Here is a 19,045-nt window from a genome sequence, read left to right on the forward strand (position 1 = left end):
ACCGGGGTGTCCGGCTCGGGCAAATCCAGCCTGGTCAGCCAGGCGCTGCTGGAACTGGTCGGCGCCCAGTTGGGCCATGCCGTGTCCGCCGCCGACGGCGAGGAAGCGAGCCTGGAGGACGCCGTGCTGCCGGCGACCGAGGGACGCGTGGTCGCCGGCATGCAACGCATCCGCCGGCTGGTTCAGGTGGACCAGAAGCCAATCGGCCGCACGCCGCGCTCCAACCTCGCCACCTACACCGGCCTGTTCGATGGCGTACGCAAGCTCTTCGCCACCACGCCGCAGGCCGGGCGCCGTCACTACGATGCCGGGCAGTTCTCCTTCAACGTCGCCAAGGGCCGCTGCGCCACCTGCGAGGGCGAGGGCTTCGTCAGCGTCGAGTTGCTGTTCATGCCCAGCGTCTACGCGCCCTGCCCGGCTTGCCAGGGCGCGCGCTACAACCCGCAGACGCTGGAAGTCACCTGGCGCGAAAAGAACATCGCCGAGGTGCTGCAACTCACCGTGGACGCCGCCTGCGATTTCTTCGCCGAGGAAGCCGCCGTCGTGCGCCCGCTGCGGCTGCTGCGCGACATCGGCCTGGGCTACCTGCGCCTCGGCCAGCCCGCCACCGAGCTCTCGGGCGGCGAAGCGCAACGCATCAAGCTGGCGTCGGAACTGCAACGCAGCCAGCGCGGCGCCACGCTGTACGTGCTGGACGAGCCCACCACCGGCCTGCACCCGCTGGACATCGACCGGCTGATGGCCAAGCTCGGCGAACTGGTGGATGACGGCAACACGGTGGTGCTGGTCGAGCACAACATGCATGTGGTGGCGCAGGCAGACTGGGTGATCGATATCGGCCCCGGCGCTGCCGACGCCGGCGGCCGCGTGGTCGCCTGCGGGGCGCCGCGCGAGGTGGCGCGCAGCACGGTGAGCCGCACCGCGCCTTACCTGCGCGCGCAGTTGCAGCGCTGAGCAGCGCGGGGCCTCAGGGCGTGACCGCCAGCGCCCGTTTGTGCGCGCTGTTGTCGTAGGTGCGCAGGATGATCCGGCTGGCCTCCTCGCTCACCGGCTTGCCCTCGAGGAAATCGTCGATTTCCTCGTAGCGCACGCCGAGCGCGGTTTCGTCGGCGTGGCCGGGGCGCAGGCTTTCCAGGTCGGCGGTCGGGACCTTCTCGGTCAGCGCCTCGGGAGCCCCGAGCCAGCGGCCGACGGCACGCACGCGGCGCTTGTTCAGCCCGTACAGCGGCGCCACATCGCAGGCGCCGTCGCCGTGTTTGGTGAAGAACCCCATCAGCGCTTCTGCCGCGTGGTCGGTGCCGATCACCAGGCCGTCACGCGCGCCGGCGATGGCGTACTGGGCGATCATCCGCTGGCGCGCCTTGATGTTGCCGAGGACGAAATCCTCCTGCGCCGCATCGCGAAACGCCAGTCCGGCGTCCCTCGTCGCCTGCAACAGCGCGTCGCTGGCCGGGCCGATGTCGACCCTCAGCAGCTCGTCGGGCTGGATGAAGTCCAGTGCCGCACGCGCGTCCGCCTCGTCGTGCTGCTCGACGTAGGGCAGGCGCACGGCGATGAAGGTGGCGGGCTCGCCCTCCTCGCGCAGTTGCTGCACGGCGAGCTGGGCCAGGCGCCCGGCCACGCTGGAATCGACACCGCCGCTGATACCCAGCACCAGCACATGCCGGCGGCTGTTGCGCATCTGCGCGACGAGGAAGTCGATGCGCCGCCGCGCTTCGCTCGCAGCGTCGAATTCCGGGCTCACCTGCAGTTCGCGGATGATGCGTTGCTGACGGCTGGAAACATCGTTGCTCATAGGCTGTATCCCATGCTGAAAGGAGAAGTGATTCAACGGTGGGCGAGGCTGGCATGCAGACGCGGAATCTCGGCCAGCGCGAAGGTGGATGCCGCGCCGAGCACGGCCATCCGGTCGCCCGGAAAATGCTCGGTGCGGGAGAACAGGCGCAACGCCTCCTGACCGCTGAACGCCCAGGCGAAGCACACGGTTCCTGGCGCGATCCCGTCGAGGCCATCCGGCCCGGCGACGCCGGTGGTGGCGACCACGACATTCGCCGGGCTGTCGCGCAGCGCGCCGGCGGCCATCTCGCGGGCGACCTGCTCGCTGGTCAGGCCGAAGCGGTCGATGGTGGCCTGCTGCACCGCGAGCAGGCGCTTCTTCGCATCCGGCGAATAGACCACGTAGCCGGCGTCCAGATAGCGCCCGCTGCCAGGGCAGGACGCCAACAGGGTGATGATGTTGCCCGCGGTACAGGACTCGGCTGTCGCCAGCAGCAGGTGGTGCTCCTTGAAATACTCGACGATGGCTTCGATCCGCATGACTTCCTACGCTCGTGGTTGCCTGAACGGTAGACAGGCCACGATCGGCAACGCTCCCCCTCGCGGCCGGTTGCCGGACGACAGGCCGCTGAATGAACGCTCGTCGCCGGGCGCGCTCAAAAGCGGGTCAGCCAGGAAGATCGCCCATGCCGCGCCACGAAACCCTCTGGTCCCAGAGCCTCACCCGGTTCCGCGACGCGGTCGCCGCGCCATCGCCCACACCCAGTTGCGGCGCCGCCGCGGTGGTCAGCGCCAACCTCGGCCTGGCGCTGGTGCTGATGGCCCTGCGCACCTCTCAGGCGAAACAGCCGCAAGCCGCGCGCGGCGCGCTGATCGCCCAGGTGGAAACCCTGCTGCACGCCCTCGCCGACTACGCCGATGCCGACGTGCTGGCCTTCGCCGACTATATGGAAGCGCTGCGGCACGACGAATCCCAGGCGCCCAACCGGCAGCGCGCCGCGCGCAAGACCTCGGCGGTCTCGCTCGACGCCGCACGTTGCTGCGCCCAGGCCCTGGCGCTCGCGAGCGAGGCGCGACCGCAAACCGCCGATGCCCTGGTCAGCGATATCGAAGCCGGCGCCCTGCTCCTGCATGCCGGGCTCTGCGCGCTGCTGATCAACCTCGACGTGGACCTGCGCGAACTCGTGGACGAGAGCGAACGCCAGCGCCTGCGCACGGCGCGCCAACAGGTTCAGGACGAGGCGGACCGGCACCTCGGGCAGATCCGCGCGGCCAGCCATTAGCGACCAATCGGCGGGAACCGACGCCGAGGCTATCCAAGACCCGGACGTGCCGCTAGAATTGCGCACTTTTTGATCAAGGGCGCCTCCCGGAGCGCTCCTCGAGGTTAGCCGCCATGTCCACCGCCACCGCCCCCAAAGTGGGTTTCGTCAGTCTCGGATGCCCGAAAGCCACGGTCGATTCCGAGCGCATCCTCACGCAGCTGCGCATGGAGGGCTACGAGGTCGTGCCCACCTATCAGGATGCCGACGTGGTGGTGGTCAACACCTGCGGCTTCATCGACAGCGCCAAGGCCGAATCGCTGGACGCCATCGGCGAAGCGCTGGCCGAGAACGGCCGGGTGATCGTCACCGGCTGCATGGGCGTGTCGGAAAGCGCGATCCGCGACGTGCACCCCAGCGTGCTCGCCGTCACCGGCCCGCAGCAGTACGAGCAGGTGGTCAATGCCGTACACGAAGTGGTGCCGCCGAACATCGAGCACAACCCGCTGATCGACCTGGTGCCGCCGCAAGGCATCAAGCTCACCCCGCGCCACTACGCCTACCTGAAGATTTCCGAGGGCTGCAACCACAGCTGCAGCTTCTGCATCATCCCCAGCATGCGCGGCAAACTGGTCAGCCGCCCGGTGGGCGACGTGCTCAGCGAAGCCCAGCGCCTGGTCAAGGCCGGCGTGAAGGAGCTGCTGGTGATCTCCCAGGACACCAGCGCCTACGGCGTCGACCTCAAGTACAAGACCGACTTCTGGGACGGCCGCCCGGTCAAGACACGCATGCTCGAACTCTGCGAGGCGCTGTCGAGCATGGGCGTGTGGGTGCGCCTGCACTACGTCTACCCGTACCCCAACGTCGACGACGTCATCCCGCTGATGGCCGCCGGCAAGCTGCTGCCCTACCTCGACATCCCCTTCCAGCACGCCAGCCCGAAAGTGCTCAAGGCGATGAAACGCCCGGCTTTCGAGGACCGCACCCTGGCGCGCATCAAGCAGTGGCGCGAGATCTGCCCGCAGCTGACCATCCGCTCCACCTTCATCGTCGGTTTCCCCGGCGAAACAGAAGAAGACTTCCAGTACCTGCTGAACTGGCTCACCGAAGCCCAGCTCGACCGCGTCGGCTGCTTCCAGTACTCCCCGGTGGACGGCGCGCCGGCCAACGACATGAACCTGGAAATCGTCCCCGACGACGTCAAGCAGGACCGCTGGGACCGCTTCATGGCACACCAGCAAGCCATCAGCACTGCGCGCCTGCAACGCAAGATCGGTCTGGAAATGGACGTGCTGATCGATGAAGTCGACCACGAAGGCGCCGTCGGGCGCTCCTGGGCCGACGCCCCGGAAATCGACGGCAGCGTGTTTATAGAAACCACCGCCGTCCAGCCCGGCGACAAGGTCCGCGTGCGCATCGTCGATGCCGACGAGTACGACATGTGGGCCGAGCTGGTCTGATCTCCTGATCGAGAGCTCCCTACTGCACCCCTGTCCCATTCATAGGAGAGGGGCTGGGGGAAAGGGCCGAAAACGCCACGAAATACCAGCCGTAGGGTGCGCCATGCGCACCGCGCGCACGAGGCGAGCGCCTCGGCTCAAGGCCGATCCAGCGGACTAAGCACCGCAAGGCCACCGCGATTGAGCACGTGCGTATAGATCATCGTGGTTTTCACATCCGCGTGGCCCAGTAGCTCCTGCACCGTGCGGATGTCCTGGCCGCTTTCCAGCAAATGCGTGGCGAACGAATGGCGGAGCGTATGCGGAGTCGCCAGTTTCACGATGCCCACCGCCCCCACCGCCACCTTGAAAGCGCGCTGCAATCGTTTTTCATCGACATGATGGCGCCGCCGCTTGCCACTGCGAGGGTCGGTCGACAACCCCTGCGCCGGAAACACGTACTGCCACCCCCACTCCCCCGGAGCCTTGGGATACTTGCGCTCCAACGCCTGCGGCAGGTACACATCACCGCGCCCGGCCAGCAACTCCGCATTGTGGACGGCCTTCACTGCGAGCAAGTGTTTACGCAACGGCTCACGCAGGCGTTGCGGCAATACCGTGACGCGGTCCTTCATCCCCTTGCCATCACGCACCATGATCTGCTGCCCGGTGAAATCCACATCCTTTACCCGTAAACGCATCACCTCCATCAACCGCATACCCGAGCCATACAGCAGGCTGGCGATCAACCATAGTTCACCCTCAAGCCGCGCCAGCACCGCCTTCACTTCCTCGACACTCAACACCACCGGCAACCGCACTGGCTTCTTGGCCCGCACTACTTCACCCAGCCAGGGCAGCTCCAGTTTGAGCACTTGTTTGTAGAGGAACAGCAACGCAGCCAGTGCCTGATTCTGCGTGGAGGCCGACACATCCCGACGCACCGCCAAATCAGACAGGAACGCCTCCACCTCCGCCGCGCCCATCTCCGCAGGGTGCCTATAGGCGTGAAATCGAATAAACCGACGAACCCACTCGCAATAGACTCGCTCAGTGCGAATCGAGTAATGTTTCAAACGAATCTGCTCGCGAACTTGATCGAGCAACCGAGGCTTTCCGTCCATGGCGCATAACTCCTATATACGGTCATCCAGACCGCTGCACTCCCCAGCCTAGACAGGGACCGCAAAGAGGACAAGGAATGTTATCCACCACAGGCCGCCAAAGCGTTATCACACCATTTGGTGTCTATTTATAGTTATATCTCACAGGACCATTAGTGCATGCCATTGGATAATCCCGGAGTGATTGATTTAGTGTCCCTCAGCCCCACAGCTAATGAAGTTATCGTGCACATCGTAGCAACCGAGCCTTGGGGTGAAGTTCAGTTATTCCAGCTACAGGAAAAACTAAAAGGCACTGTTGCGCCCACTGCTGATGGGCAGCTTGAACGTGACTACCCGGAGGCTACTGGAAAGCAGAAAGCTATCGAGATTCGTACTGACTTCCCTACTAGCGAGTCTGTTGAGAAATTTATCAGTGCAGCGCGGAAGCATTGGTGTGACCCAGAGGGAGTCCGTCTCTCTGTAATTGTCCAGGGCTCGCATGCCATATAACGATGCGCCCCAGCCGACGTTTATGCTGTTTTTTGCGCCATTATGAACGCGGCAGAACTGGGTGTTAAGCGTATTTTTAAGGGATCTGCAAAGCATGGAATTTGGATTAGTCACCGCACATTCGTTTTTCAAAACGCTGCCATTGCGTAGCAGAGAAAATTGCCGTCATGTTCGTGTGGGCTATCGCCCGGTTGCTACTCAAGCTGGCGCGCATGCGCCTTGCACAAGTGTTTACCTGCTTTGCCGCTCATACTTGAAAGTCCGCAGAGGCTCGGTCATCGTTGCCGCAACTACCAACGCGTCGTCCCAGGCATTTCTGCCTAACAACTGGTTCAAGGCCGCTCGCTTCGCTCACTCGGGACCGCCTAAAGCCGGCCCCTTAACCAAACGTTAGGCCGCATGAAACAACATCCTGCGATTTGGCGAGAGCTGACCACAGTCACGGAGGGAGATCCAGACTTTCGTCTGGATGGAGTTTGCCCTTGGGAGCACAACTGGGAGGATCTTGGGCGGCAGCTCGTCAACCTTCCAAACCTCTCGTTTCCTGATCAGTTGTATGAGAGGCACGTCTATCGCATCAAGGCTGGAGAACAGCAACTTGAGTTCTGCGCCTTTGAGGTGTCAGCCAATGTTTGGCGGTTCTGGGTTCCAAAATCACGGGCTGCGGCCTAACAATTCATTCAAGCCGAAGCCGCTTCGCGGCTCGGCTTAATTCAGGCGTTATATGTCACAGAAAAATTGAGGAAGCCTTCATGGCAGAAGGAATTTGGCCTCCAGCAATAGCGTTTTATATGCAATGCATCAGATTTCATTGCGAAGCCGCCATGCTCTCCATAGATTTTCTCGCTGAATTTTCCTCCATGACAAACGAAGCCGAAGGGAATTATGAAATAGGCGGAGAGTTACAAGACGCGATTTTGAATCATCTGCAAAATATATTCGCACACGCAGCCGCTATATCTAGATATGCCTGGCCATCCAAAGCAGGTAAAGAAAATTTACACGCCAAGCGGGGTCTAGAGCTAAAACGGCTCTTAGAGCTTTCCGATGAAAGCCCCCTGCGCGATAGAAACCTAAGAAATAAATTAGAACATTTTGATGAGAATCTCGATATATACCTAAATAGCAAGCCAATTGTTGGTCATGTTATACCTGCATACGTGGGCGGCTCCATCAATAGCCAAGGCGTGCCAGTACACCTGTTTAGAGCCTTCTACGTTGATACAGCAATATTCGAAATACTCGGCCACAAATTTGAGGCACAGCCAATAGTCGATGAAATATGTCGTCTGCATAGTCGCTTCCATGCAGCTGCCATATAACAACTGGTTCAATTCGTTCGCTTCGCTCACCGGGACGGGCTAAAGCCCGCCCCTTAACCAAACGTTAGGCGCCTGTTGGAGATCGATCCGCGTGAACGAAGATCATAAGATAGAGGAAGCGCAATACTTTCTCACCAAGCTTGCCAATCCAGAGCTCGAACTTCGCGAGTTCTCTTTTGAGCTGAGCGCCTTCCTCACTGCAGCCAGGTCCGCCCTTCAATATGCTCTTGAAGAGGCCCGCTCTAAGTCTGGCGGTCAAGCTTGGTACGACACACAGATTGGCGCCTCACCCGCAGTTAAGCACACAATAGGGGACAGACCACAATTTACCCCCCTAATTCCTCATCCAGATTCAAGTCTCTATGGAAGCCAAACTTTATTGCCCCGTCGCGCGCTCCTGTACGTGCAGGCATGAGCACTCCGCAGAGTATCGCTGGCCGACTTACCGGGCCAATGCGCAAAACGAGTCCTCGAAACTGCTTCCCCACATACTCTCTACCAAGCATTGAATTGAGGTGAGGGCCTCAACGCCCGGCTTATCGAGAGTTACTCCGTTACTAGCTAGATTAAGAGTTAGTCGATGAAATACGAACATCGAAGAACGGAAAGTACGCACTTGGCAGCCAAATTCCCCACCGAAGTGGAAGCAGCCTTAGCGGAAGACTCATAAGCAGTAAGTCAGGACATCCCAAAAGCACGCCTGATCTTAAGTAAATCGTGGTCTGTCCCTGATTATTCCCATCGAGAATTTTTTCGCCATCAGCTAGATTCATTATTAGTTGATTAGATACGAACATCGACAAATGGAAACTACGTATTTGGTAGCCAAAATTGCCTGCCGAAGTGGCAGCAGCCTTAGGGCAAAGAATAATAAAAGGTGAGTCAGGGCGTCCCAAACCTACGCCTGATCTTGAGTAAAACGTGGTCTGTCCCCGATTGTTCTCCGTGTTCTGTAAGACGGCCTGTTTATGCAGGTTCGTCCGAGGCTTCTGGTGTGCCTAGTTGGTCGCACTTTCAGAACTCCGGAATACCCCGAATAAACAACCTGCTGAGAAACCACAACTAGCCGTCTAGATAACCCGATGTGGAGAGATGACATGATTACTACCTTGATACCCGCAAGCTTAAAGGCAGACGGCAGGAATGCATGCATGCCCGGTATCATCGCCAGGGAGATTCGGCCAGGCACTGCCGCTCCCTACATCAGCCGCCGACGGCTGCCGGTCGCCCTCGGCCTGGCCTTGCTGGCGGCAGACGCGCAGGCCGCCGGCACCCTCACAGAGCTCGGAGCTCTGAATGGCGGAAACACTAGCTACGCCAATGCCATCAATGCCGCCGGCGATGTCATCGCAGGATATGCATTAAATGGCGCCACCGGCAGGTATGAAGCCTTCCGCTGGACGCAGGCCAGCGGCATGGTTGGCCTGGGCCAGTTGAATGGCGGAAACAGTAGCAGAGCCTATACCACCAATGCCGCCGGCAATGTGATCGCAGGAGCTGCAAACAATGGCGCCACTGGCAACACTGAAGCCTTCCGCTGGACACAGGCCGGCGGCATGGTCGGCCTGGGCCAGTTGAATGACGGAAACACCAGCACAGCCTTTGCCATCAATGCCGCCGGCGACGTCATCGCAGGAGAAGCCCGAAGTGGCACTAGCAGCTACTATGAGGCCTTCCGCTGGACGCAGGCCGACGGCATGGTCGGCCTGGGCCAGTTGAATGACGGAAACAGTAACACAGCCTTTGCCATCAATACTGCCGGCAACGTCATCGCAGGATCTGCAAACAATGGCGCCACTGGCAACAACACTGAAGCCTTCCGCTGGACGCAGGCCGGCGGCATGGTCGGCCTGGGCCAGTTGAATGGCGGAAGCGGTAGCACCGCCAATGCGATCAATGCCGCCGGCGATGTCATCGCAGGAGCTGCAAACAATGGCGCCACTGGCAACACCGAAGCCTTCCGCTGGACGCAGGCCGGCGGCATGGTCGGCCTGGGCCAGTTGAATGGCGGAAACTATAGCTACGCCAATGCCATCAATGCCGCCGGCGATGTCATCGTCGGCTTAGCGGCGTACAACGCCACTGGTATTGATAGCTTTGCCATGCGCTGGACGCAAGCCGGCGGCATGATCAGTGTGCAGCAGTGGCTGGCGGATGCCGGGGTCAACATCGGTGGCTTCAGTGAGCTGAGGGTTGCCAGCGGTGTGAATGCCGCCGGCGATGTAGTGACGGGATATGGGAGTTTTGATGGAAACGATCAAGCTTATCTCGCCCGCGTCTCCCCCACCGCTACCGGCATCATCGGCTCCACCGACTTGGGTAATAGCCTCGGCCAGTCGCTGGCGCTGAGCAGCCAAAACGAGCTGCTGACCAGCCTGATCATGAACGGCAACCACTACCGCACACTGATGGATCTCGGCCTCACCGATGGCAAAGGCACCTGTGGATGGGTCAGCGGCGATGCCGGCGCCGCCTGGCGCCGTGCTAACGGCACGCTGGGTAATACGGAGGCCGGCCTGTGCCACGATCTGTTCGATAACCGCCTACGAGTAGGCGCCGGCCTCGGCACCGCCTATTCCGATCTTGACCTCGCCAACCACGGTAACAGCCGGCTCAAGGGCCAGTATGGCTTCGCCGAAGCGGACTGGAAGGTTCGGGATGACGTGGTGGCTTCGCTGGCCGGTAGCTATGGCCGCTGGGATGCCGACCTCAAACGCGGCTACGCCATCACCGGAACCCAGGCCTCCAACGGCAGCACCGCCATGGATACCTACAGCCTGCGTGCCCGGCTGGATTGGATGAATGCCTTCCACCTCGGCCAGGTCAGCTTCAGCCCGCGCATCGCCTACAGCATCACCTATAGCGATATCGACGGCTATCGCGAGAAAGGCGGCTCGGCCCCAGCCACCTTCGATAGTCAAACCCATACCGCGAAGGAAGTGCGGCTAGGCCTCACCGCCCGCTATGACCTGAGCGAGGAAGCTACCCTGCGTGGCCATGCCGAACTGGCGCACCGTTTCGATGACCGCACCCAAGGCGCCAGCGGCAACCTCAGCGTGCTGGGACTTGACTTCGGCCGCTTCAGCATCGACGGCAACCGGGTCGGCCGCGATTGGGCACGGGTCGGGGCTGAAATCGATTACCGCGTCAGCCCGTCCAGCATCCTCAACGCCAATGCCTTCGTCGCGAGCCAGGGCCAGGATGCGGATGCGACAGTGGGAGTGAGTTACCGGCATATGTTTTAGGCAGGGGAATCCCCGGCAAACCTCCAGCGTAATCCACGCCTCCATAGAGGCAGACACAATTTAACTTTCACTAAATCATGAGCCAGACTTTAAGTCTCTATGGAAGGAGGATTCCTATGTCGCGTCGTGCGCGTATTACGTTATCAGGAGTTCCACTGCATTTGATTCAAAGAGGAAATAATCGCTCAGCGTGCTTTTACGCCGATGAAGATTATCTTTTCTATCTGGATATACTGGCGGAGCAGGCAAAGAAGCACGGATGCGCTGTCCATGCATGGTGCCTGATGACTAATCATGTTCATCTTCTGCTCACGCCAGAAAGCCCGGAAAGTAGCGGGATGATGATGAAAGGGCTAGGGCAACGTTATGTGCAGTACGTCAATCGTACTTACCAGCGTAGCGGTACGCTTTGGGAAGGTCGCTTTCGCTCCTGTTTGATGCAGGAAGACACTTATGTGCTTGCCTGTTATCAATATATAGAGATGAATCCTGTGCGTGCAGGTATGGTTGAGCACCCCTCAGAGTATCGCTGGTCCAGTTACCGAGCCAATGCACAAAACGAGCCCTCGAAACTGCGCTCCCCACATCCTCTCCACCAAGCATTGAGTCGAGATGAGGGCCTAAGAGGCGCGGTTTATCAAGAATTGTTCCGCTATCAGCCCGATCCAGGATTAGTCGATGACATACGTAGATCGACAAATGGAAATTACGCACTTGGTAGCCGGCAATTTGCTGCCGAAGTGGAGGCAATCCTAGGTCGAAGAGTCATAAGAGGTAAGTCAGGACGTCCCAAACGTACGCCTAATCTTGGGTAAACTGTGCTCTGTCCCCCCGATTATCTACCTGGCAACTGCAAAGCAGCGCTGTATTACCTATCTGGGCGGTCAAGCGGACGCCAGCATGGGCCATCGATGCGGTATTTTGTGTCCATGTCGGTACCTTGAGCCCCCTGTTGCGGCACCACTTACCTTGGGCGTTCGCGTCACTCTAGAGTCCCAGGTCACCACCATAGGATCCCGCATGATCAGCCTCGAGTTCCTCATTACATCCCTGATCGTTGTGCTCATTCCCGGCACCGGGGTGATCTACACCGTTTCCACCGGCATCCTTCAGGGCAAAGCGGCAAGCATTTACGCAAGCCTGGGCTGCACTGCTGGGATCGTCCCCCACCTGGCAGCCACGATTCTCGGTCTGGCAGCCGTCATGCATGCGAGCGCTTTAGCCTTCCAGGTGCTCAAGTATGTCGGCGTGGCCTATCTCTTGTACGTCGCCTATGCCACCTGGCGCGATAAGTCTGCCTTCTCTGTCGATGGCACGGCCAAGCCTATTGGCAAGTGGAGCATCGTGGTCAAAGCCTTCCTTTTGAACATCCTCAACCCGAAGCTGACCATCTTCTTCCTGGCTTTCCTGCCCCAGTTTGTCGAACCAGGGGCAGCACGCCCGCTGCTCCAGCTTCTTGTACTTAGCGCCGTCTTTATGGCCATGACCTTCGTTGTGTTCGTGCTGTACGGCCTTGTGGCACATGTATTCCGGCGCTATGTCATCGAGTCTGCATCTGTGAAGCAGTGGTTGCGTTATAGCTTCGCGGCTGCGTTCGCTGCGCTAGGTGTAAAGCTGGCAACCAGCGAACGATGACGCCTAACCCTTCCATCGAAAGCACGCTCTCCGGCCTGCGGCCTCTACGCGTCGATCAGGTCAAAACCTCGAACAACGATGTTGTTGAATATGTTGGTAGGAATTCAAGGGAAAACCTCTCATAGAACAGCAAGGTTATCCGGATAACATCAAGAAACCTGAGCGAACGTAATTCTCAACGCAGGGTAGACATCGCGAAGCTTTTCCACCTTTAATGGCGCGCCCCATTGAGGCGGATGCGTCTGAAATATAACGCGGGAAATCGCTTTATGATTTCCACTCTATTTTCTAATAGCCCAACCAATAACCAAACACAAGTTTTCCAATGACTGAAAACTACGTTCTCAATGACGGTCACATCCATGAAGCTATTGACAGGATCCATGTCTCAATCAGCTATCTACAGTCAACGCTTGCAGAGCATTCGTTGATAGGTTCGGTAGGCGAGTACGAAGCACAGGTACAATCCGCCATCGAGATCCTGTCCGACCTCTACCAGAAAATAGGGCAGCACGAACACGTTTCAGAGATTGCAGAGAAACATGATTTAAAAGCGGGCTTCACTACAACAGAATATTAACAATGTGCCTGAATCGTTCGCTTCGCCCACTGGGACAGGTCAAATCCTTAATCATACGTTAGTGAAAAAGATTAAATCCATGATTGAAGTCTCTGACAGATACCTCGTTTTTGGACAGAAAGCTTTCATTAAGGAAGTGGCGATTCCTGCTGGAGAGGTGATTGAAGATGTTGCGAAAGAATACCCACTTGCTAACGAATTCGATATACAGATACCTCACCGCCCTACAGCATTTTTGTCTGAGCTAGACGCCTTAATTGGAATATTCGTGTGTTTAGGGAGCTGGGCTGGAACAAAACTTTTAGACGAAATTTATGACGCAAAGCTAGGACCGAGAATTAAAAAGCTCTTTCGACCTTATATTGAAAATCGTGGAATTGATAAAAAATACTCAATTGCGATTGTGGCACGAAAGAGAGGAACAACAGGATCTATTCTAATATGCTGCATTGGCTCTTCTATTGAGGAAATAGAATCCTCAGAAAAGCATATCCCCGCCGCCCTTGCTTTAGCAGAGCAACTGCTAGATTTATCAAAAAACGACTCCGTTTATCTTTACGTAATCGAAAACGGAAAAAATTAACCTAGAACCAAAAGTTTTTGAAAACCACGAGATGGCCTTGAGGGGGCTGAGAGATATGTACCCCGCAAAACTTCCAAAACACATTAGGCAAGATCGCCCGGATACCCCTGGGCCTGAGCGGAATTAAACTTCAATGTAAAGTGGACATCGCGAAACGGGCGCACTTTGGTCCTCCCCGACCTTCGTTGCTCCGGCGCAGACCAGGCCTTGGCGCTTCACACGCATCTATCCGCTTCGCAGCGCCATCAAAGGGAAACAACAGCATGTTCGACCACCTTGGTTTTGGAGTGACAAACCTCGCAGAGAGCAAGGCGTTCTTTCTCAACGCGCTGCGCCCATTGGGTGTATCGGTAGCCATGGAAAGCCCCTACGGCGTTGGCCTGGGTCGCAACGGCAAGCCGTCGATGTGGCTGCACGAAACCAAGGACGTGCCGGCGCGCCTGCACATTGCCATTGCAGCGGACACGCGTGCCGAGGTCGATGCCTTCTACAGCGCGGCCCTCGCCGCTGGGGCAAGAGACAATGGAGCACCGGGGTTACGGCCGCACTACCACCCGAACTACTACGGGGCCTTCGTCATCGGCCCCGACGGCCACAACATCGAGGCTGTCTGCCACAAGGCGGCGTAGGACGCACTGGCAGGGCAGCCCAAGTGGCAGCGGAATCGGCGCGATCTCCAATCTTGACGTAGGGTGGACATCCCGAAGCTTGTCCACCGTGTTCGCCGGGACCTGAACTCGACGCGAAATCCGCAGAGTAACCTTCACCCTGCGGAGCAGCCCTCCCTACCTCACTTCGCGTTCAGCGCGGCGTCCACCACGCCCTGGGCTTCCTGGACCAGGGCGCGCAGGTGGGCGTCGTCGCGGAAGCTTTCGGCGTAGATCTTGTAGACGTCTTCGGTGCCGGACGGGCGCGCGGCGAACCAGCCGCCGGCGGTGGCGACCTTGATGCCGCCGATGGCCGCGTTGTTGCCCGGCGCGGTGTTGCGCACGCTTTCCACGGCGTCGCCGGCCAGCTGGGTCTGGGTGATCTGTTGCGGGTCGAGTTTGGACAGCGCCTGCTTCTGCGCGGTATCGGCCTTGGCGTCGACGCGGGTGGCGAAGACTTCGCCCAGCTCGTCGCACAGCGCGCGGTACAGCACGCCGGGGTCGCGACCGGTGCGCGCGGTCATCTCGGCGGCCAGCAGCGCCGGCGCGAGGCCGTCCTTGTCGGTGGTCCACACGCTGCCGTCGCGACGCAGGAAGGAGGCGCCGGCGCTCTCCTCGCCGACGAAGCCGAGCGAGCCGTCGTGGAGGCCGTCGACGAACCATTTGAAGCCCACCGGCACTTCGTACACCGAGCGGCCCAGGCGCTTGGCGACGCGGTCGATCATCGCGCTGCTGACCAGGGTCTTGCCCACGGCCGCGCCCTGTTGCCAGTCCGGGCGATTGCGGAACAGGTAGTCGACCATCACGCTGAGGTAGTGGTTGGGCGGCATCAGGCCGACGCTGGGCGTGACGATGCCGTGGCGGTCGTGGTCGGTGTCACAGGCGAAGGCGACGTCGTACTTGTCCTTCAGCGCGATCAGCGAATTCATCGCGTGCGGCGAGGACGGGTCCATGCGGATCTGCCCGTCCCAGTCCAGGCTCATGAAGGCGAACTGCGGGTCGACCTGCTGGCTGACCACGTCCAGCTCGATGCGGTAGTGCTCGGCGATGCGCGCCCAGTAGCTCACGCCCGCGCCGCCCAGCGGGTCGACACCCAGGCGCAGCCCGGAGCCGCGAATCACGTCGAAGTCGATCACGTTGCCGATGTCGGCCACGTAGGCACCGAGGAAGTCGTACTCGCGGGTGGTGGACGCCTGGCGCGCCTGCTCCAGCGAGACGCGCTTGACGCCGTCGAGCTTGGCCATGAGCAGCGCGTTGGCGCGGGTCTGTACCCAGCCGGTGATGGCGGTGTCGGCCGGGCCGCCATTCGGCGGGTTGTACTTGAAGCCGCCGTGTTCCGGCGGGTTGTGCGACGGGGTGATGACGATGCCGTCGGCCAGGCCGGTGGTGCGGCCGCGGTTGTAGACCAGGATCGCCTGGGAAATCGCCGGTGTCGGGGTGAACTCGCCGCCCGCCGAGACCATCACCTGCACGCCGTTGGCGGCCAGCACTTCCAGCGCGTTGTCCAGCGCCGGCGCCGACAGCGCGTGGGTGTCGGCGCCGATGAACAGCGGGCCGTCGATGCCGACGCTGGCGCGGTATTCGCAGATCGCCTGGGTGATCGCGAGGATGTGCCACTCGTTGAAACTGCGCGCGAAGGCGATGCCGCGGTGCCCGGAGGTGCCGAAGGACACCCGCTGCGAAGGCGTCTCCGCATCGGGGCGCAGGTCGACATAGGCCGCCAGCAGTTTGTCGACGTCGACCAGGGCCGATTTCGGAGCCGGTCCACCGGCCAGAGGGCTGAGATTTTGGGTCATGTTTCCCGTCGCTGTATGAAGGTGGAAAGAACATCTGCGCCGACGCATCCGTTGCGCGTGGACAGGCGAAGTATGCTGCCAGCCGAAGAAACTTCCCCGAAAAAAAGCACACCGATCGTAGGGGCGCCTGCGGCTGTCGAGTCTCCGACCCGGCAGCGGGCGACATGTTCAGTGTCGGTGCCGCGATTGCGGGATTTGGCGCCCAGGTGCATGCCCCGGCGCTCTGCGCTTCGGAAAGCTTGAGGCAGCAGTCAGGCACCCCGACAGGCGCTGACACCCGTATCGCCCGCGCGCTAACCTGCACGCCTATCGTTTTCGGCCAGCCCCCATGTTCGGCATCCACGACCTTCCGCTCTTCATCGTTTCCGGCCTGCTGCTGAACATGCTGCCCGGGCCGGATTCGCTGTTGATCCTGTCGCGCAGCGCGGCGCAGGGCTGGCGCGCCGGGTCGGTGGCCTCGTTCGGGGTGGGCGCGGGGATTTTCGTGCATGTGCTGGCGGCGGCGCTGGGCCTGTCCGCGCTGCTGGCGACCTCCGCCACCGCGTTCGCGCTGGTGAAGTACGCGGGCGCGGCCTACCTGCTGTACGTCGGCATCGGCCTGCTGCTGAGCAAGGCTCCCGCCGAGAGAGCATTCCAGGCCGCGCTGCCGGCCTTGCCGTACCGACGGATTTTTCTGCAGGGCTTCCTGACCAACGCGCTGAACCCGAAGGTGGCGCTCTTCTTCCTCGCCTTCGTGCCGCAGTTCATCGCGCCCGACTCCACCGACAAGGCGCTGGCATTCGTCCTGCTCGGTTGCCTGTTCAACCTAAACGGCATGCTCTGGTGCCACCTGCTGGTGGTCGTCGCGGCCTATGCCGGCCGGCGCGTGAAAGCCACCGCCGCGCAGGCGCGGTGGCTCAATCGGCTGGTGGGAGGGTTCTTCGTCGGGCTCGGCCTGAAGCTGGCGCTGAGCCCGCGCAGCTGAGCGGTCCGGCGCCTAGGCCACCCGGCGGAACAGCCCTGCGAGCAGCTGCTGCAACGGGCTGTCATGGCCGTACACCTCGGCCAGCAACGCCTCGGCGCGCTGGATGTGGCCGCGCAGCCGGTGCCGCGCGGCCTCGTGGCCGAGCACGCTGACCAGGGTCGACTTGCCCTGGTCCTTGCCGCAATCCTTGCCCAGGCTCTGCACGTCGGCCTCGCAATCGCCGAGGTCGTCGAGCAGCTGGAACGCCTGGCCCAGCTCGACGGCGAAATCGCGCAGCACCGTGCGCACGGGCTCGCCGGCCTGGGCGACCTGCGCGGCCATGTCCAGCGCCGCGCCGAACAGCGCGCCGGTCTTCAGGTGGTTGGTCCCGGCGATATCACTGGCCGGGCGCTGGCGGCTGCCGTCGTGCAGGTCCTGATACTGGCCACGCACCAGGCCCTGCGCACCCACCGCGTCGGACAGCGCGGCGACCAGGTTGGTCTTCAGCAACGGCGGCAGGCCCTGCACCGCCACCAGCGTGCGGAACGCCTGGCTGAGCAGCGCGACGGCGGCCAGCATCGCCACGTCCTCGCCGTAGCGCACGTGCACGGTGGGCTGGCCGCGGCGCAACTGGGCGTCGTCCATGCAGGGCATGTCGTCGAGCACCAGCGAGGCGGCGTGGACCATCTCCACCGCACAGCCAAGATCGATCAACGCCTCCGAGGTGTGCCCGAGCCCCTGCGCGGCGAGCACCAGCATCAGCGGGCGGACGCGCTTGCCCGGCGACAGCACGGACGCGTGCATGGCCACGCCGATCAGGTCTTCGCCACCTTGCGGCAACGGCACCAACTGGTTCAGCCGACGCTCCACCCGCTCGCGCAACTGCGCGAGATCACCGGCGGAAATGTCGCAGCGCGACGGCACTAATGAGGTTGCCATGAGTCAAGAGAGCTCCAGCCTGCGCGACGGACAGGGTCGCGGTAAGTGTGACGAAGCAAAGTGTTGTACAACCTTAGTACAGAAACTGTACAACTTAAAAGACCTGTAAGACCCTGCCCGGAACCGAGGAAACCTGATGGCCGAAGGCGAACTGTCGGCACGCAAGAACGATCATCTGGACATCGTGCTCGATCCGGCCAGGGCCAAGTCGCGTGCCGACAACGGCCTGGCCGCCATCGTCTTCGAACACTGCGCGCTCCCCGAACTCCATCTCGACGAGATCGACCTGCGCAGCACGCTGTTCGACAAAGCATTGAGTGCGCCGTTGCTGATCAGTTCGATGACCGGCGGCGCGGCGCGTGCCGCGCGGATCAATCTGCACCTTGCCGAAGCCGCCCAGGAGCTCGGCATCGCGCTCGGCGTGGGTTCCCAGCGAATCGCCCTGGAGAGTGACGCCGACCAGGGCCTGACCCGCCAGCTGCGGCGCCTGGCGCCGGACATCGCGCTGCTGGCGAACTTCGGCGCGGCGCAGCTGGTGGCCGGTTTCGGCCTGGAGCAGGCGCGCCGCGCGGTGGACATGCTCGACGCCGACGCCCTGATCATTCATCTCAACCCGTTGCAGGAAGCCGTGCAGCGCGGCGGCGACCGCGACTGGCGCGGCGTGCTGGCGGCCATCGAACAGCTGGCGCGGCGTCTCGAAGTACCGCTGGTGGTGAAGGAAGTCGGTGCCGGCATCAGCGCCGACGTGGCGCGGCGGCTGGTGGACGCGGGCGTCGCCGCCATCGACGTGGCCGGCGTCGGCGGCACCAGCTGGGCCGCGGTGGAGGCCGAGCGTGCGCACACACCGGCGCAGCGCGCCATTGCCAGTGCCTTCACCGACTGGGGCATCCCCACCGCCGAGGCGATCGTCGCCGCGCGCGAGGCCTGCCCGAACAGCGTGCTGATCGCTTCCGGCGGCATCCGCGACGGCGTCGACGTGGCCAAGGCGCTCCGCCTGGGCGCCGACATCGCCGGCCAGGCGGCCGCCGTGCTGCACGGAGCCACGCGTTCCAGCGCCGCGGTGGTGGAGCATTTCCACACCGTCATCGCGCAGCTGCGCGTCGCCTGCTTCTGCACCGGCTCGCGTGACCTGGCCGCCCTGCGCCAGGCGCCGCTGCTGCCCCGCGGCGCGGCACGGCGATGAGGCGCCCGCCGCGAGCATGAGCCACTTCGCAGTCATCGCCCCGCCCTTCACCAGCCATTTCCGTGCCTTGGAAGCGCTC

At 61.4% G+C, this 19,045-nt stretch carries 19 protein-coding genes and 1 pseudogene; 15 read left to right on the plus strand and 5 right to left on the minus strand.

The window, feature by feature from the left end; all coding sequences use genetic code 11:
- A pseudogene (locus tag B2X67_RS10065) lies at positions 1-954 on the plus strand (ATP-binding cassette domain-containing protein); the annotation flags it as partial.
- Positions 955-967: 13 nt separating this feature from the next.
- On the opposite strand, the gene nadE reads toward B2X67_RS10065, so the two are convergent.
- Positions 968-1,795: an ammonia-dependent NAD(+) synthetase gene (gene nadE, locus B2X67_RS10070; RefSeq protein ID WP_273229360.1), complete on the minus strand. Its 828-nt coding sequence runs from the start codon at positions 1,793-1,795 to the stop codon at positions 968-970.
- Between the two features lie 32 nt (positions 1,796-1,827).
- Complete coding sequence (locus B2X67_RS10075) at positions 1,828-2,316, minus strand: CinA family protein (protein WP_286785395.1); 489 nt, start codon at positions 2,314-2,316, stop codon at positions 1,828-1,830.
- A gap of 146 nt (positions 2,317-2,462) precedes the next feature.
- Between B2X67_RS10075 and B2X67_RS10080 the strand changes: the two genes are divergently transcribed.
- Together B2X67_RS10080 and rimO are read left to right on the plus strand one after the other, a co-directional pair.
- Positions 2,463-3,059 (plus strand): cyclodeaminase/cyclohydrolase family protein, encoded by a 597-nt coding sequence (locus B2X67_RS10080; RefSeq protein ID WP_286785396.1) that lies wholly within the window; start codon positions 2,463-2,465, stop codon positions 3,057-3,059.
- 113 nt (positions 3,060-3,172) lie between these two features.
- Complete coding sequence (gene rimO / locus B2X67_RS10085) at positions 3,173-4,498, plus strand: 30S ribosomal protein S12 methylthiotransferase RimO (RefSeq protein ID WP_273229357.1); 1,326 nt, start codon at positions 3,173-3,175, stop codon at positions 4,496-4,498.
- A 137-nt stretch (positions 4,499-4,635) separates the two neighbouring features.
- On the opposite strand, the gene B2X67_RS10090 is transcribed toward rimO, so the two are convergent.
- Positions 4,636-5,601 (minus strand): integron integrase, encoded by a 966-nt coding sequence (locus tag B2X67_RS10090; RefSeq protein ID WP_286785397.1) that lies wholly within the window; start codon positions 5,599-5,601, stop codon positions 4,636-4,638.
- 159 nt (positions 5,602-5,760) lie between these two features.
- On the opposite strand from B2X67_RS10090, the gene B2X67_RS10095 reads away from it, so the two are divergent.
- The 10 genes from B2X67_RS10095 (at position 5,761) to B2X67_RS10140 (ending at position 14,087) form a co-directional block, all read left to right on the plus strand.
- Positions 5,761-6,093, plus strand: coding sequence for a DUF6572 domain-containing protein (locus tag B2X67_RS10095; protein ID WP_286785398.1), 333 nt, complete (start codon positions 5,761-5,763; stop codon positions 6,091-6,093).
- A gap of 399 nt (positions 6,094-6,492) precedes the next feature.
- Positions 6,493-6,765, plus strand: coding sequence for a hypothetical protein (locus B2X67_RS10100; protein WP_273232721.1), 273 nt, complete (start codon positions 6,493-6,495; stop codon positions 6,763-6,765).
- A gap of 80 nt (positions 6,766-6,845) precedes the next feature.
- Complete coding sequence (locus B2X67_RS10105) at positions 6,846-7,415, plus strand: hypothetical protein (protein ID WP_286785399.1); 570 nt, start codon at positions 6,846-6,848, stop codon at positions 7,413-7,415.
- A 91-nt stretch (positions 7,416-7,506) separates the two neighbouring features.
- Positions 7,507-7,830, plus strand: a complete 324-nt coding sequence (locus B2X67_RS10110) for a hypothetical protein (RefSeq protein ID WP_286785400.1) — start codon at positions 7,507-7,509, stop codon at positions 7,828-7,830.
- A gap of 682 nt (positions 7,831-8,512) precedes the next feature.
- A complete protein-coding gene (locus tag B2X67_RS10115) occupies positions 8,513-10,660 on the plus strand; it encodes an autotransporter domain-containing protein (RefSeq protein WP_286785401.1) in 2,148 nt (715 codons plus the stop codon).
- 116 nt (positions 10,661-10,776) lie between these two features.
- Positions 10,777-11,475: a transposase gene (locus B2X67_RS10120; protein WP_286785402.1), complete on the plus strand. Its 699-nt coding sequence runs from the start codon at positions 10,777-10,779 to the stop codon at positions 11,473-11,475.
- Positions 11,476-11,680: 205 nt separating this feature from the next.
- The gene (locus tag B2X67_RS10125; protein ID WP_286785403.1) at positions 11,681-12,295 is read left to right on the plus strand and encodes a LysE family translocator; all 615 of its coding nucleotides are present in this window, start codon (positions 11,681-11,683) and stop codon (positions 12,293-12,295) included.
- Between the two features lie 325 nt (positions 12,296-12,620).
- On the plus strand, positions 12,621-12,875 hold the full coding sequence (locus B2X67_RS10130; RefSeq protein WP_286785404.1) for a hypothetical protein: 255 nt from the start codon (positions 12,621-12,623) through the stop codon (positions 12,873-12,875).
- A 79-nt stretch (positions 12,876-12,954) separates the two neighbouring features.
- On the plus strand, positions 12,955-13,458 hold the full coding sequence (locus B2X67_RS10135) for a hypothetical protein (RefSeq protein WP_286785405.1): 504 nt from the start codon (positions 12,955-12,957) through the stop codon (positions 13,456-13,458).
- Between the two features lie 263 nt (positions 13,459-13,721).
- Complete coding sequence (locus B2X67_RS10140; protein WP_286785406.1) at positions 13,722-14,087, plus strand: VOC family protein; 366 nt, start codon at positions 13,722-13,724, stop codon at positions 14,085-14,087.
- A gap of 161 nt (positions 14,088-14,248) precedes the next feature.
- Here the strand turns inward: B2X67_RS10140 and pgm are convergent, their stop codons facing one another.
- Complete coding sequence (pgm, locus tag B2X67_RS10145; protein WP_286785407.1) at positions 14,249-15,901, minus strand: phosphoglucomutase (alpha-D-glucose-1,6-bisphosphate-dependent); 1,653 nt, start codon at positions 15,899-15,901, stop codon at positions 14,249-14,251.
- A 328-nt stretch (positions 15,902-16,229) separates the two neighbouring features.
- On the opposite strand from pgm, the gene B2X67_RS10150 reads away from it, so the two are divergent.
- On the plus strand, positions 16,230-16,865 hold the full coding sequence (locus tag B2X67_RS10150; protein ID WP_286785408.1) for a LysE family translocator: 636 nt from the start codon (positions 16,230-16,232) through the stop codon (positions 16,863-16,865).
- A gap of 12 nt (positions 16,866-16,877) precedes the next feature.
- On the opposite strand, the gene B2X67_RS10155 is transcribed toward B2X67_RS10150, so the two are convergent.
- Entirely contained in the window at positions 16,878-17,783 is a 906-nt protein-coding gene (locus B2X67_RS10155) for a polyprenyl synthetase family protein (protein WP_286785409.1), read from the minus strand.
- Positions 17,784-17,919: 136 nt separating this feature from the next.
- On the opposite strand from B2X67_RS10155, the gene fni reads away from it, so the two are divergent.
- Positions 17,920-18,966 carry a type 2 isopentenyl-diphosphate Delta-isomerase gene (fni, locus tag B2X67_RS10160; protein WP_286785410.1) on the plus strand — a complete coding sequence of 349 codons (1,047 nt, stop codon included), beginning with the start codon at positions 17,920-17,922 and terminating at the stop codon, positions 18,964-18,966.
- Positions 18,967-19,045: the final 79 nt, after the last annotated feature.

Source organism: Pseudomonas sp. UBA3153 (assembly GCF_002364635.1).
In the GTDB taxonomy this organism is placed as follows: Bacteria; Pseudomonadota; Gammaproteobacteria; order Pseudomonadales; family Pseudomonadaceae; genus Pseudomonas_O; species Pseudomonas_O kuykendallii.